The sequence below is a fragment of the Mastigocoleus testarum BC008 genome, assembly GCF_001456025.1.
GTDB classification, from domain to species: Bacteria; Cyanobacteriota; Cyanobacteriia; order Cyanobacteriales; family Nostocaceae; genus Mastigocoleus; species Mastigocoleus testarum.
In genome coordinates, this window is record NZ_LMTZ01000148.1 from 25639 (window position 1) to 40739 (window position 15101).

The window sequence follows — 15101 nt, forward strand, 5'->3', positions numbered from 1 at the left end:
TATGATAACAAAATAGTTACTAATAAATATTGATAGGTCGGGTCAATGAAAATATTTGAGTTCAAGCTAAAAGGAAGAGAAAAGCAGTTTTGCTGTGTCGACGATGCTATTCGTACAAGTCAATTTGTGCGTAACAAATGTTTAGGGTACTGGATGGACAACAAGGATAAAAAAGTCAATAAATATGCATTGAATAAATATTGTGCAGTGTTATCTGCTGAGTTTCCTTTTGCGGACGAACTCAATTCAATGGCTTGTACTTACGCTTGGGGAGATTTGCCCTATGCAGTCAGTTGGCGCAAGTCTGCTGTCTAACGGCGAGTTACCGAACCAAGAATCTCTGCGTCTTTAGACCAGGGAGTGTCAACCAACCATGGCGAGGATGAAATGTCTCGTGACGAGCAAAGACATAATTGATATCGAGTACTTTTTCTGTTGCTTCTAGTTTAGAACTAGGAAAACTCGTTGCTTTCACGATGGTTATAACTCCTAGATTTAGTGTAATAGGTATAGATATTAATAAGAATTGACAATAGTCATAGTATTTAACTTTATTCTTGTCAGTATTTACCCATAGAAAATTTAACTCTAGCAATTATATTTACTAGTTAATACTTACCTACAAGAAAAATCATACTTATCTTTGTACATTTATTTTATTGTTACAATTTTTACGTATATTGTCGATTGATACTGTTTTTTTTAAACAAGAAGATACATTTATTCAGATAAACTATAAACAAGCTGAAAAGGCTAATAAAGCAAATATTTATCAAGAAACTTCATTTAAAGACCTGAGAAGATAGTTTTTCGAGCGAACAAGAATTAAAGGTTCTTCAAAAAGATTAAAAAATTCTCTCAAACAAAGGAGAAATATATTTTATGGGTGCAAATCATATTAGACGACTTGCAATCATTGGTGGAACTCACGGTAACGAATTTACGGGAGCTTATTTAGTAAAAAAGTTGGAACGTTTTCCCGACTTAGTAAAACGCTCCAGTTTCGAAACCATAACTCTGCTAGCAAATCCCAAAGCATTCGCAGTTGCAAGACGCTATGTAGATCGGGACTTAAACCGTTGTTTTTCTATTAAAGACCTTGAAAATCCTCAGCGTTCCAGTTATGAAGATAAACAAGCCAAGGTAATTCATCAAGTATTAGCTGCAGAAGAAAATTCTAAGGTTGATGCGATTTTCGATTTGCACAGTACGACCGCTAATATGGGATTGACCATCATTCCAGTTAGCGATAGTCCATTCAATCTACAATTAGCAGCTTATTTAAGCAATATCGATCCAACAATTAAAGTTTACCAGTGGGAGCAAAGTCACGATCGCTGCTTTTTGCGATCAAGATTTGAACTGGGATTGACCATTGAAATTGGACCAATTGCTCAAGGAGTATTGAATGCATGGTTTTTTGAGCAAACAGAAAAACTACTTTGTATGATTCTCGACTACATCGATGCTTATAACCGAGGTCAAGCACCAACAGCACCTTCCCAACTAACCATTTATCGATGTACCGAAATTGTTGACTATCCACGAGATGAAGAGGGGATACAAGCAATGATTCATCCACAATTACAATTTAAAGATTACGCACCTCTTAATCCTGGCGACCCACTGTTTCTCAACTTTGAAGGAAAAACCATTTTTTACGAAGGTGAATCAACAGTTTATCCGGTTTTTATCAATGAAGCTGCTTATTATGAAAAAGGTATTGCTGTATGTTTAACTAAAAAAGAACAAATTCCTATAAAGTCCTTCACTCAAGTTGAAAAGTAGTTTTAGTATGAAGCATGATTTAACTAGTGCAATTAAGGTTAGAGTTATTTAAACTAGATATTATCGGACTCAATCAAGAATGAAATCAACAACTGATTTTAAATGTCCGATTTTATGTCTTTAATCTAAACAGCAATAATTAAGGAACTATAGAGTGAGTCTGTCATCATTTGCGTTTTTTCGCGGCTTGCGTAAAGACAATCAGCAATTTGCTGTAATTGGATTAGGTCGTTTTGGTCGTTCTGTTTGTTCGAGTTTACATAAGATGGGCTACCAAGTACTAGCCACTGATGTAGATGAAAAGCAGGTTGCAAAAGCCCTGACAGACGAAATTACCGGTCATGCTTTACAATTAGATTCTACAGAAGCCAGCGCTCTAGAAGAAGCAGGAATTTTTGAATTTGATACCGTAATAATTGCCATTGGTAATTATATCCAAGAAAGCATCATTACTACTCTTAATTTAAAGGAAGGGGGAGTATCCCGGGTAATAGCCAAAGCTTCTAGTGAAGTTCACAGCAAATTATTGCGCCGAGTCGGTGCGGATCATGTTGTTTTCCCTGAAGATGAAGCAGGTTGCGCTTTAGCAAGAACACTGACTAAACCATCAATTCTGGATAGATTTGAACTCGATCCAGATAATAGCATCATTGAATGTATTGTTCCCGAAGATTTTCATCATAAAACTATTGCTGAACTGCAACTTCGTAATCGTTACGGTATAAATGTTCTTGCAGTCAGCCACGATGGTAAATTTCAAATTAATCCGGAACCAAGTCAACGTCTAGAAGCAGGTACAGCAATTGTTGTGATTGGCTGCAATCAGGATATTAACCGTTTGCCAATTTAAGTGATGGGTAATAGGTGATTGGTGATTGGTAATTTCTTATTAGGGGGATAGTAACTAATTAACTGAACTTGAATCAAACATCTTCATAGGAAACATCTTTTACAAAACAAAGAGTTGTATAGATTTTTCGGAAACCGATGGATTCATAGAGTCCCAATGCACCATTAGGATTATCTGCATCTACCCCTAACTTGGCGACATCCATCCCAGCAGCTTTAAGTTGATGCAAGTTGCTCAGTAAAATCGCTTTTCCTATTCCCATACGACGGAACTCACGTCGCGTTGCTACAATACTAATCCACCCTTCTTTATATTCTTTATGTAGATTGTCTTCTGGAAAGATTTCACCATAACAGCAGGCAACGAATTTACCATTAGAATCAACTGCAATCAAGTCTAAGTCAGATCTATAGTTTTCACTCTTAAGCCAGTGCTGCAAGTTTTCCAATGTCACATCATGATGATTCCAGTGGTCTTGAAAAGAATCATTGAATAGCTCCATCCACTTGATTACATCCTGCTCTGGGTTTGTTTGACGCCAAGTAAAACCTTCCGGAAAATCTGGTTGAGGAATTTGCTCAGATAGTGATCGCTCCATCCGTAAAAAGTAGCGATCTATAGTGAAGTCGCGATTTTTTAAAGTCACAATGCGTTCAGAAAAAGAATCTCGACAGCGAGAACGCAGCTTAACTTCAAAACCACGCTCTTGTCTTACCTGACGCATTCTTGATTCACCCCATCGAATAATCTCAGACTGCAGAGCACTATTCTTAAGATTAGGATGAACGTAAATTGATAAATAACCGTCAATAGAATCGCTTGGTTCAGTTATCCATAAAGAACCGAAACCAATAAGCTTTTTATCAATATTTTCCCATAAGCATATATCGCTTTCTTGGTCGAAACTAGGAGTATTGAAATCATCTCTTAGTTCAGAAACTGATGTTTTTTGATCTAACTGATAAGTCGCATCACAAAAATTAATTAGATTAGCGATGGCTTCTAAATCTACTTCCCCTGCATAAGGACGCATATTTATATTATTAGTATTATTTTCCATAAGACATATACGAATAAAAAACTAACCATTACCCATTACCCAAACCCGAATTATTGTTCTCGTAAAATTCCACGCACCTTCATTAAAATTTTTCCTAACTTATTTTTTCCAGTACCATCAGCACCGCAACCCCAGTAATAATCACTTCGTGCATTTTCAACAATTAACTCATCACCAGTAGCAAACAAAATTTCTTGAATTTCGAGATGATTTTGAAACTTACACAATACTGCTCGGCACATAATTTCATCTTTCACACTTTCCCAATCATTCCGTAGTGGGTGTTTGCGAGAACGTCCCATATTTGCAGCATCTTTTGGAGTTGTGACATCCCGTATTCTCTCAAACCAAAGGCGATCGGTTTCTACAAATTTTTGGGCTTGAAAATAATGTTCGCTAGTTATCCACCAATCTCCATCCAACTTAAAACCATGTTGAGAAAAATTAGAAAAACAGCCATAAATCTTTTCACGAGCACTGTAAAAATAAATTGTCATAATATTGCTCTATTAAATATTTAGATATTCTTAAAAAAATATAGTAGGGTATATTAGACGTGCAAAAAAATATGTTTTAAGATTACTTTCATCGCCACGCCGTAACGCAACTTAATCAAGGCAGATGTTTTGATATAAACTTATGTATGAAATTTTTTTATTTAAAAATCATGCTTAAAATCTTCTAAAACTTATTTATTCAAAACCTAATTTTTGCCGAGCATCAAGATAAATTTGATAAACAGAATTATTAAAACTGACAAATATAATTTTTTCTAAATCATCACTGCCCTTAATAAAATTCAAAGTTGACTCAAGGGCAATATTACAAGCTTCTTGAAGTGGATACTCATAAACACCACAACTAATAGCAGGAAAAGCAATATTTTTTATCTTATTTTCGACTGCTAATAGCAAACAGGAAAAATAACAAGAAGCTAATAATTCTGCCTCATTTTGTGTCCCACCTTGCCAAATCGGACCGACAGTATGAATGACGTATTTTGCTGGTAATTGATATCCCTTAGTAATTTTTGCTTCTCCTGTCGGACAACCATTTAGCAAACGACATTCTTCTAGTAGCTCGGGTCCTGCGGCACGATGAATTGCTCCATCCACGCCGCCACCTCCCAGAAGAGAATTATTCGCAGCATTAACTATCGCCTCTACTTCAAGGGTAGTAATATCTGCTCGAATCATCTCAATTTGAGTTTTCATATCATCACCAAAAACATTGACGCTCTAAATAATAAATCGATTGCACTTTATTCAGATATTCAGGTGTTTTGTAGTTTACATTCCTCCTTAAATTGGATTTGGCTTGAGAAAGTTTGATATTTTTTACTTGTTTATTGTGGCTTTGAAAAGCTCTAAATTGGAAAGCTCTAAAAGATATATCTAACTTTAAGGTTAAGTGAACTTTCAGCATTTTCTCTTTAACCTATTTTTTGTTGCATCCCTCTTACCTACATGATACTACAATTGTATTACAGAAGAAATTATTTTAATTTTAATAAGTAGTTTTTAATAGATTATTTTTAGTAATTTATTTTATTTATCAGTTTATGACCCTAACGAGTTAAATTTTAAATTTAATAATCACCAATTACCATATGACGCTTTCACTAATCGCCAATTCCTAATCCCTAATCCCTAATCCCTAATCGCCAAAAAACTAATGGGTCGCCAAAAGCAAACCCATTAGCTTCTTAATCACTCACAACTGACGCACAACTCTGTGCTTCCAACCATAGTTTGTGCAGGAAAAATTCAGTGCGATCGTTAATTGCAGTTACAAATAAACCATTTGCATCTTCACAGCCATTTGATAACCAAGCACCCTTGAGACTTACTTCTACGCATTCAGAATCACAAACACAGAAACTGAAGACTTCTCTATCTTCGCGTTTGGCTTCGGCTTGAAGTGTTTCCAATCCCAATACATCAACAGGAAGCAAAAAAGATGCAGTACTTGGTTCCACGCATAGAGGTTGACAAACTCGCAGCGCTAAAATCACTCTAGACTGTACCCAATCCTCCAAGGACTGAGTGAGGTATTCAAGGTGAAAGTTAGTTTCCATATAAGTTAATTTCAGCATTCCTCATGCTCTCCTGTTATTCCAGGTTTGCTTCTTGCGCAACGCTCTTCCAGAATTCTTCAGCAAATAAAATCGCTGGGTGGATTGGAGCCTTGGGCTTTGTGCGTAACTTCATCCCCATCTCTCGGGGACTTTTATCTCCTTTGCGGAAATTACACCTTTCGCAAGCAGTAACAACGTTATCCCAAGTATGTTGACCGCCTCTGGAACGAGGAATCACATGGTCTAATGTTAGGTTTTTAACGCTACCGCAATATTGGCAACTATGGTGGTCTCGCCGCAATACTTCTCGACGATTAACGGAGGGAACTTTCCATATCCGTTCGCCAGAAGCAGTTTTTAAACGGATTTGTCTGGGTACGTAAAGTACTAAGCTTGGTGAATGAACTCGCCATCCTTTTTCTGTTATTAATTCGATGGGTTCTGCTTTCTTTGTAACAAGCAGTACAACTGCTCGCTTAATGTTTATACGAGACAATGGCAGGTAATTTTGAGAAAATACCACCACAGATTGCTCTAAGATTTGTCTTGCGCTCGTCACAGCTTGACTCCTCATAAATAAACCCCCGCTTCAAACATGGTCGGAAGCGGGGGCTTGGAATTGACTGTTAGTCTTTTAGTCCTTTATCGGTACAGTATTTCTCAACCTGTACCTCCCGCGTTTTCGTTCTCGTTGGGGTGTTAAATCTCGCCCACGAATTTTTGTATATATAAAATTGGTATATTCACGATGTTTGTTAAATTCTGCAATTAACCGCCTTTTAAGGCTATTTACACCCACACATAAAAACTCCACTCCCATTACGCCTGATTCCCGACTGTAAAAGCCGTGGGAATAACGCGAGGAAGTAGAGGTGGGTTGAGTTAATATCACAGAAAATTTCACCTATATAAGAATTGTTTGTTTGATCCTTTCTTTAAACATACTACACTTGTATTACTATCCTGTCTATAGTTTTGTACATAAAAGGAGCAAAAATCATGCATACAATTACTCGCACTCCCACCACCGACATGGAAGTTACTAGCATTCGCTTGGAGCGAGAACTCAAAGATAAACTTAAAGAACTTGCGGGCAATCAGGGATATCAAGCCCTGATCAGAAATATTCTGTGGAATTATGTTCAGCAAAAATCGGGAGATTGGAAGCCGCGATTTTCCAAAACTGATATTAGAGCCAGTATCGCTGCAACCGCTCAACAAGAAGAACGTTGTGTTCTCACTGGTCATTTAATTCAACCCCAACAACCAATGCTTTTAGGATTAACAAGAAATGGCGATATGGTACCTTTGAGTGTTGAGAGTTTAGCCGGATAACTATACGGTCCGGCAAAGTGCAGCCCAGCTATCTTTAAGATTGAAATCTTGGGACGGCTGGGCTGCTATTGCAACCAGAATTTGTAGTTGTAGAAATTTTTTGGCAGTTTCTGATTCCAATGTAAAATATTTTAATCAAAAAACTTATAGCAATAATTAATTTTAATTATATTAATTTAAATTATAATTTATTTTATTTGAGTATAAACCCTGTAGACTATTGCCAAATTAACCACAAAGTTCATCGTCACCACTTAATATGTAGTGAGACTTGAGAATATTGGGTTGAGCATTTGTTTTGCTGGAAAATTTGAAGAATATTAAGTAAGTTCACTCAACTTCATCTTTGAGTAAATTTGGCAGTTTAGACTTTGAGGTGTTATCACATTTAATCATAATACTTAAGTAAAAATAAAACCAAAACTAAAAGTATCATATTTATTTAAATTCATCAGTGTTAACGCGGATTCTTTTTGGCGTATCTTGGTCTGAATTATAGAGTATTTACGGTTTATGTAGATTTACTCAAAGGATATTCTGAATCAAAGTTAGGAAGTGGTAAATTCATCATCTTTCTAACCTAATTTAAATTTTTCCCTTGTAGCTTCTTAGGTATAAGCATGGGTTAGTACTTTTACTCAGTATGAACGTGTTTATACAACATGTTAAAAATTATTCAGATTATGTAGCCAAATTATTTGGTCATCTGAAACATAAAAGAGCTATAACAAGTGAGAGATATTGCTCAGAAATATATGAGTTCATCAGGGTGCAGACAAAGCGATCAAGGATTACGGAAATTCCAGGAGTCGGGAACAAATAAAATGGGGTCATTATCCAAGAGTGTACCAGGAAGAAAAAAGCGTTTATCGTCCTTGCCGCAATACTCTGATGAATTAGATATAGATCGACAACACAAGTACCGGGTTAAGCTGATGCTGCATGAGCAATATGATGCCCACCAGTTAGCACAAAAAATTAATCAAAGTATTGCCAATAGCCCAACTCCAGAAGAGATGCTGCAAGAGATTGCCGAGTTATTAGGCTTGGCTTTTAAAGTCGATTGTTGCTGCTTGGTTACAGTTACTAATGGAAGTACGGGAGAGACAATTACAGCAAATTGGTGTGCCCCTAAAGACTTAGATTTACCACAAGCAAACGAAATATTATCCAGCGACCAATGGGAAAAACATGAGTTAGTATTTGCATCTGAACCGCCAAAAATTGAAGACATTAATTCAATTAATAATACTTTGGCAATCGCTCACGGGCATTTACCCTTACCAATCAAATCGGTACTGGTAATTCCCACAAGATTTGGCGGAAAAATTGACGGTGTAGTCTTTTTGATTAAATCCCAGCCCTATGAGTGGAAAGACTCAGAAAAAGAACTGCTCAGGGCGATTGAATCATCATGTGCGATCGCTTTTTCACAAGTAGCGCAAATCCAGTTGATTGCTTCCCAGAAAAAGTATGTGGAAACTTGTGCTCTTCATCAAAGTTTAATTCAGCAGTTAACAATTCTGAGTCGCAGCAACCTGGAGCTAAATCAAATGCTCCAATCTGCGATAGCAGCTACTGCTGAAGCATTGGAAGCAGATCGTGGTTTATTGATATCGTTAAAATATACTAACCCCTTATTTCGCTGGAATCGTTCCAAGGAAAATATTCCTAAAGCCAAAGCGAGAATAGTCGGTAAATGGTCAAAAAACCTAGACAATATTGTCATCGAACAGTCAGAATCTGCCGAAGATGGCTCTTACTGGCTAAAAGATTGTGGTTTATCCCGGCGTGCTTTTTCTGATTCTGGAAAAGCAGTAGTCATTAATAATAATTCTGATCGTCGCCGTGGTGACACATCTGGAATTGCACCAGTGTTTGCATTAGATGTCTTACCAGCATTGCTTTTAGTTCCTTTGGAAAGTCAAGGGAGAGTCTTAGGATTTATGGCGCTACAACAGTCTGTAGCCCGCTGTTGGAAGCCTGCTGAATTAAATATGGTGGAAATGGTATGTGCTCAATTAAGTAACGCGATCATCCAAAATCAAACTTTAAGACAGGTTCGAGCTTTAGTAGATGAACGTACCGATAAATTACAGGGTAGTTTAGAAGTTCAAGCTAAATTGTATGAAAGAACTCGCCAATACGTAAAACAGTTAGCAGAACTCAACGAGCTTAAAGATGAATTTCTCAGCAATATGAGCGATCGCCTACGTTATCCTTTGACGAATATGCGGATGGCGTTGCGTAATCTACGTCAAAAGGGAATAGATCCTGAACGTCAAGCAAGATACTTAAATATTCTTGAAGAAGAATGTACTAAAGAAATTGACTTGATTAACGATCTGCTCACGCTGCAAAAACTAGAAACCCATCAAGAGCGTCCCCAATTAGAAAGCATTGATTTAAATACTAAAATTCAAGATATTACAGAACGTTTTAAGAAAAAGCTCTCAGATAAAGGATTAGAAATTTTATTTGAATTACCAGCAGATTCACTTGAACTGCAAACGGAAATAGAAAGTTTTGAGCGTATTCTTACTGAATTACTATCAAATGTTTGTAAATATTCCGAACCTGATACAAAAGTAGAATTGCAAGCAGAACACCAAATTTCCGACTCCACAGATAAAATATCGATTAAAATCATTAATGTTGGTAGGGGTATATCTCAAGAAGAAGCCACATATATTTTTGATAAATTCCGTCGGGGTAAAGGTCGGTGGACTCCCGGTACTGGTTTAGGATTGGCGTTGGTAAAATCTTATGTACAGCATCTTAATGGAACGATCGCTGTTGACAGTTCTGAAATTCCCAACTCCGAATTAAGCAAAATTTGTTTTACTTTGACTTTGCCACAATTTGCTGAGGAAACTGAACCACCAAATGAAAGTAACTGAAAAACATTACGCGCCTAAAAAAATCAATTTTTCCGCTTTTAGCAACAGCAATACAAATCAGGAGAATTTGACTGCAGACGCGGTTAATTCAGAAGCTGTTGATGTCAAAGTTGAAAAAATTTCTGAGCGACAACGACGCATTAGCGCTAATATCCACATTCTCCGCCCGATAGAACAGGTCTGGAAAGTACTTACAGATTATGAGGCTTTGACTCAGTTCGTCCCTAACCTTGTAAAAAGTCGCCTTTTACCACATCCTACGGGGGGTATTCGATTGGAACAAATAGGTTCTGGGCAATTATTACGGATGAATTTCTCGGCACGAGTTGTTCTCGATCTGGAAGAATATTTTCCTGACAAGATTTGTTTCGAGATGGTTGAAGGAGATTTCAAAGTTTTCTGCGGCTGTTGGCTGCTAGCACCGATTTATTTGGAAGGGGAAGTTGCAACAAGTCTGTGCTACACCATCGAAATCTTACCCAGACTAACAATGCCAGTGGGATTAATTGAACGTCGAATGAGTGATGACTTACGTTCAAATTTGCTAGCTGTTCGCCAACGCACAGAAAACCTATTTAGCTACGCTTAAAATTTGCTATGATTCAGGTAGAGAAAGTCAATACTTCTCTACCTTAAAGAGCATTTTTATGCTTGATTTACAGATTTTTAAAACCAATAACTATATAAAATCAAACTAATAAATTAAACTTATATTTTAAATTATTAGTAAATACATATTTAGAATGAAATCTCTTTAAAAAATAGCAAGAGATTAAAAACTAATAGTTTAACTTTAAACAAGGTCTACGGAAGCTTTAGATTTAAACTAAAACATCAAATAAAACAGTAAGGTTTGCTATTACGTTTATGGTGTTTTAAATTTCCGATAAATTCCTGAGGATTTTAAATTTTTACTAGCCTAACAAAATATAAAAGCTGTAACCCAATAAACTAGGTTACAGCTTTTATAATCTTGTCATTTGTCTTTGTATACCCCCAAGGGAATTCGAATCCCTGTTACCTCCGTGAAAGGGAGGTGTCCTAGGCCTCTAGACGATGGGGGCGCGATGGGGCGCGTGCCTCAGACTTTTAATAATTTAGCGGAGTTTCTTATTTGTGTCAACAGTTTTGAGCAAATTTTTGAGCGGCTCAAAATACAAAATCCTCAACTTCAAAGGAGTATCCTAGTATTATGTCAAGAAAGGAATATCAACCTGTTGATTAAAAATGTCTCATATTACCTTTGAAAAACAGAAGTGAGGATACAGTCAGTAACTAGGGGAATATTGCCTCAAGCTCTAGGTTTTACATTCGCCAATTTTAACTTCTGCCAAAGTTGATTTGACATCATTTATAAGTATATAGACTTTGAGACCCGGCTAATCTTTAAGACAATTCAACGCAAGACAAAAGTATACTATAGGAAACCTTTAGTGTTACTAAATTAAAATAGATGTATATGTTAAATGAAAACGTCAAAACAGATTACATTTAATTGCCGTATATCAAGGATTAGAGCTTATGTACAATCGATGGGAAATTAAATCCTAATGGGCAAATATTTCTGCCTAACGTTTGACAAAGGGGGTAAAATTTTGTTTATTTCCCTAAACATGAGTATAAAAACTATCTGTATTTCCCCGTCTAGCAAGGGTATAGTATTGCAGCCAGTGCAGTTAGTCTTTACTATTCTTAACAAAAGATTTTGAAATATATGGCTCAAAATCTCGAATATGGAAGAATCTTTTGAAATCACTTTGCAGATGGTGATAACCATCGTCGCGGGCATTAGTGCTCAAGTGCTTGCTGCCTATCTTAAATTGCCTGGCATTGTATTCTTATTGTTCTTTGGCATTTTGCTTGGCTCTGATGGCATTGGGCTACTACATCCTCAAACGCTAGGAACTGGCTTAGAGGTAATTGTTGCCCTTGCCACAGCGATTATTTTGTTTGAGGGTGGATTAGATTTAGACCTGCGTGAGTTGGGTAAAGTTTCTACAACCTTGCAATTACTGGTAACTTTAGGGACTCTGGTGACACTGCTCGGGGGTAGCATGGCCGCACACTGGCTAAGTGAGTTCCCTTGGCCAATCGCTTTCCTATATGCCTCCCTAGTTGTAGTAACTGGACCTACAGTAGTAACTCCCTTACTCAAACATATAAAAGTTGACCGACAAGTAGCAGCAATACTGGAAGGAGAAGGAGTTTTAATTGACCCTGTTGGGGCTATTCTTGCCGTTGTCGTCCTCGACACAATTTTGAACAGTGATGCTGGTCCAATTAACGCCGCCATTGGTTTGTTACTGCGTTTGGGAGTAGGAGCAGTAATTGGTGGTGTTGGTGGTTGGGTCATGAGCTTAGTTTTCAAGCGTGCGAATTTCCTCTCCTTCGAGTTAAAAAACCTACTAGTGCTGGCAGGATTATGGGGTCTATTTGCGCTATCCCAAAATATTCGCAGCGAATCTGGACTAATGACCACCGTAGTTGCAGGGATTGTATTTGCCAATTCTTCAGTCCCTGAAGAGCGCCAACTACGTCAATTTAAAGGTCAATTAACCATACTAAGTGTATCTGTGCTGTTTATATTACTAGCCGCAGATCTATCAATTGACAGTCTATTAGCCTTAGGATGGGGTAGTTTATTTAGTGTTTTAGCACTAATGTTTATCGTGCGCCCGATAAATATTTTGCTATGTACTTGGAATAGCAATTTTAATTGGCGACAAAAACTATTTTTAAGTTGGATCGCACCAAGGGGAATTGTTTCAGCCTCTGTTGCTTCTTTGTTTGCAATTTTGCTAACTCAGCATGGTATCAACGGTGGTGATGCCATTAAAGCTTTGGTGTTTTTGACAATTATCGTAACGGTAGTTTGTCAAGGACTAACAGCAGGTTGGTTAGCTAATTGTTTACAAATCACTTCTAAAGAAGCTACGGGAGTTGTAATTGTTGGCTGTAACCCCTTGAGTATGTTAATTGCCCGCTTCTTCCAAGAGCGGGGAGAAAAAGTCGTAATGATTGACACCAACCCGGAGTCCTGCGAACAAGCCCAAGATCGAAACATTCAGGTCATTGCTAGCAGTGCATTTGATGTAGAAGTATTAGAAGGAGCGGGTCTGGGATCGATAGGAACTTTTTTGGCTGCGACCAATAATGGTGAAGTCAATTTTGTCTTGGCACAAAGAGCAGCAGAAGAATTCGATCCTCCAAGGGTTTTGGCTGTTTATCCGAGAGATCCTACCGCTAAAGTTCCTGCAAATAATAGTCAGAAGGTCAATCAAGCATTTGTATCCGACTTGGCAATTAAGCGATGGAATGAATACCTAAATAATGGACAAGTAAAATTGCTAACTACTACACTTAGCCAATCGGATATTGAAAACCAAAAAGAATCTCTCAAAGGCTTGGTGGAAGGAGGGGACTTAGTACCCCTACTTATAGAGCGAGAAAAACATCTTATGGTTATGCCCGCCTCCCAGCAATGGCAGATTGGTGATCGGATTATTTATCTGCTACACGATCCCAGACCAACTTTACTTAAGCGTCTTTCCGGAGGAACTCAATCAAATCGTCTATCTTTAGACAAACTACCTGAAGTAGAAGAATTTCCACTGGCAAAGCTATCTCAACTTTCAGCTAGCGATACATCAACAGCCTGATTTAATCTTTCTCGTTCTTCTACTGAAACTCCATTTTTGGCCCTCATTTGTTTTTCTTGCCAAATCAAACTTGATAGGTGAACTACAGCCAGCACAACTACACCTACAGAGAGGAGATAACTATGGATAGTGTAAAGGTGTTGTATTGTTACTGAATTAATTGCTCCACCGCCAGTAAGAATGTTTTTTAACCAAACTCCAACCAGGGGAATCGCCTGAATTGTACCGAGCTCAATATTAAATCTCCAGTATCCTTCCTGGGTCCAAGCCAAAATAATTGCTGTCCAGGAAAGCCCAATTGCCGTAAGAGCTAAGAGAATACCACTAATCCATGCACCCAACCAACTACGGCGAAATTGTCTACCTAAAAACATCACCACGATTTGTATTAAAGCGATCGCTATTATTCCATTCCCAGCCAAGCTGTGAATTTTACGAAAAAACCAACCATAAGGAACTTGGAGAGTTATCGCCTCCAATGATGTATATGCCCCACCTGCGGTTGGTTCGTAGTAAAAAGATAGCAAAATACCACTAAAAGCAGCGATTAAACTCAAAGTTAAGACTACGACCGATAAAATTGTTGCAATTCTCCTAATAACCCAATCGAATTGATTGATTTGCATTACTGAAGCTTCCTTACCAAAAAAATTATAGTTTTATTACAATTTTAACTAATAATCGTTAAGAAATGTTTCAGAATGTAAACAGGATAACTTAACTTAGATAATTAGCCCAGGTACTAAGTATATCTGGGGAGCCATACCACCTTTGCGGGCTTTTGGGGGAATGGCGAACATCTTCAATCACAATATTTTGAGCGCCTTCTAAATGGGCTGCTTCAATGGGGGTGATGCCATCACCCCACGTATTTCCTTTGCCGCAAGTTAATAAATAACTGTTATAAGCTAACCAACTACCTAACTTTTTATTACCAAAAACTGTTTTCCCCGCCACACAAATGTAATTTACATCCTTATAAAATGCTCCAGGGTAGTTTTGATTAACAAAATCAATAGTCCGGCGCGTCCAGCGTTCTTGACTAAAATGGGGTGTACCTAAAGTAATTAGATTTGCAACCAGTTTATGCCCATTGCATAGTAAAGATTTGTCATTACCTCTTCCGGAGTAAGGCAATTCTCCTAAATAAATTCGGGATATCCATCCTCCTGCGGAATGGCCGATTAAATTAATCTGGGGAACATTAAATTCAAAAAGGACATTTTTGACCGTTTGATCTAATTTTTGGAGAATATTAATGAAAGATCTTCCTCCCAGTGTCGGTATCCAGTCCCTTCTTCCCAAGGGCACAGTTACAGCAGGGAAACCTATTTCTTTGAGGGATTGTTCTAATTTTTGGTAGGATTTGGCAGACTCAAAATATCCCGGCAAAATAACTGTTGGTAGTGGCATTGCAGTCTTATTTTGAAAG

General features: G+C 37.6%; 15 protein-coding genes, 1 tRNA gene and 1 pseudogene. 7 read left to right on the top strand and 10 right to left on the bottom strand.

The window, feature by feature from the left end; translation table 11 throughout:
- Positions 1-45 precede the first annotated feature (45 nt).
- A pseudogene (locus BC008_RS39645) lies at positions 46-255 on the top strand (RNA-guided endonuclease TnpB family protein); the annotation flags it as partial.
- Between the two features lie 67 nt (positions 256-322).
- Here the strand turns inward: BC008_RS39645 and BC008_RS50065 are convergent.
- The gene (locus tag BC008_RS50065) at positions 323-475 is read right to left on the bottom strand and encodes a DUF4007 family protein (protein WP_161938217.1); all 153 of its coding nucleotides are present in this window, start codon (positions 473-475) and stop codon (positions 323-325) included.
- 407 nt (positions 476-882) lie between these two features.
- Between BC008_RS50065 and BC008_RS39650 the strand changes: the two genes are divergently transcribed.
- Positions 883-1788 (top strand): aspartoacylase, encoded by a 906-nt coding sequence (locus BC008_RS39650; protein ID WP_027841727.1) that lies wholly within the window; start codon positions 883-885, stop codon positions 1786-1788.
- Between the two features lie 154 nt (positions 1789-1942).
- Complete coding sequence (locus tag BC008_RS39655; RefSeq protein ID WP_027841728.1) at positions 1943-2638, top strand: potassium channel family protein; 696 nt, start codon at positions 1943-1945, stop codon at positions 2636-2638.
- A gap of 73 nt (positions 2639-2711) precedes the next feature.
- Here BC008_RS39655 and BC008_RS39660 read toward each other — a convergent pair whose 3' ends face one another.
- The 6 genes from BC008_RS39660 to BC008_RS48970 form a co-directional block, all read right to left on the bottom strand.
- Complete coding sequence (locus BC008_RS39660) at positions 2712-3698, bottom strand: GNAT family N-acetyltransferase (RefSeq protein WP_027841729.1); 987 nt, start codon at positions 3696-3698, stop codon at positions 2712-2714.
- A gap of 50 nt (positions 3699-3748) precedes the next feature.
- Positions 3749-4195 carry an NADAR family protein gene (locus tag BC008_RS39665; RefSeq protein ID WP_027841730.1) on the bottom strand — a complete coding sequence of 149 codons (447 nt, stop codon included), beginning with the start codon at positions 4193-4195 and terminating at the stop codon, positions 3749-3751.
- 195 nt (positions 4196-4390) lie between these two features.
- Positions 4391-4912, bottom strand: a complete 522-nt coding sequence (locus BC008_RS39670) for an O-acetyl-ADP-ribose deacetylase (protein WP_027841731.1) — start codon at positions 4910-4912, stop codon at positions 4391-4393.
- Positions 4913-5403: 491 nt separating this feature from the next.
- A complete protein-coding gene (locus tag BC008_RS39680) occupies positions 5404-5793 on the bottom strand; it encodes an alr0857 family protein (RefSeq protein WP_027841732.1) in 390 nt (129 codons plus the stop codon).
- A 16-nt stretch (positions 5794-5809) separates the two neighbouring features.
- Positions 5810-6334 carry an HNH endonuclease gene (locus BC008_RS39685; protein ID WP_027841733.1) on the bottom strand — a complete coding sequence of 175 codons (525 nt, stop codon included), beginning with the start codon at positions 6332-6334 and terminating at the stop codon, positions 5810-5812.
- Positions 6335-6409: 75 nt separating this feature from the next.
- A complete protein-coding gene (locus tag BC008_RS48970; RefSeq protein WP_153009740.1) occupies positions 6410-6667 on the bottom strand; it encodes a hypothetical protein in 258 nt (85 codons plus the stop codon).
- A 107-nt stretch (positions 6668-6774) separates the two neighbouring features.
- Here BC008_RS48970 and BC008_RS39690 point away from each other — a divergent pair, with 107 nt between their 5' ends.
- The 3 genes from BC008_RS39690 to BC008_RS39700 all read left to right on the top strand — a co-directional run bounded on the left by BC008_RS39690 (position 6775) and on the right by BC008_RS39700 (position 10599).
- Positions 6775-7110 carry a ribbon-helix-helix domain-containing protein gene (locus tag BC008_RS39690; protein WP_027841734.1) on the top strand — a complete coding sequence of 112 codons (336 nt, stop codon included), beginning with the start codon at positions 6775-6777 and terminating at the stop codon, positions 7108-7110.
- A gap of 824 nt (positions 7111-7934) precedes the next feature.
- Positions 7935-10010, top strand: a complete 2076-nt coding sequence (locus BC008_RS39695; RefSeq protein ID WP_027841735.1) for a GAF domain-containing sensor histidine kinase — start codon at positions 7935-7937, stop codon at positions 10008-10010.
- A complete protein-coding gene (locus tag BC008_RS39700) occupies positions 9997-10599 on the top strand; it encodes an SRPBCC family protein (RefSeq protein ID WP_036264855.1) in 603 nt (200 codons plus the stop codon). The genes BC008_RS39695 and BC008_RS39700 overlap by 14 nt, the downstream gene beginning before the upstream one ends.
- Positions 10600-11001: 402 nt before the next feature.
- Here BC008_RS39700 and BC008_RS39705 read toward each other — a convergent pair.
- Positions 11002-11074, bottom strand: a tRNA-Glu gene (locus tag BC008_RS39705).
- A gap of 669 nt (positions 11075-11743) precedes the next feature.
- Here BC008_RS39705 and BC008_RS39710 point away from each other — a divergent pair.
- Complete coding sequence (locus tag BC008_RS39710) at positions 11744-13669, top strand: cation:proton antiporter (protein ID WP_027841737.1); 1926 nt, start codon at positions 11744-11746, stop codon at positions 13667-13669.
- On the opposite strand, the gene BC008_RS39715 is transcribed toward BC008_RS39710, so the two are convergent.
- Complete coding sequence (locus BC008_RS39715) at positions 13636-14295, bottom strand: cytochrome b N-terminal domain-containing protein (protein ID WP_027841738.1); 660 nt, start codon at positions 14293-14295, stop codon at positions 13636-13638. The two genes, BC008_RS39710 and BC008_RS39715, sit on opposite strands and share 34 nt — an antisense overlap.
- Positions 14296-14386: 91 nt before the next feature.
- Positions 14387-15082 carry an esterase/lipase family protein gene (locus BC008_RS39720; RefSeq protein ID WP_027841739.1) on the bottom strand — a complete coding sequence of 232 codons (696 nt, stop codon included), beginning with the start codon at positions 15080-15082 and terminating at the stop codon, positions 14387-14389.
- Positions 15083-15101: the final 19 nt, after the last annotated feature.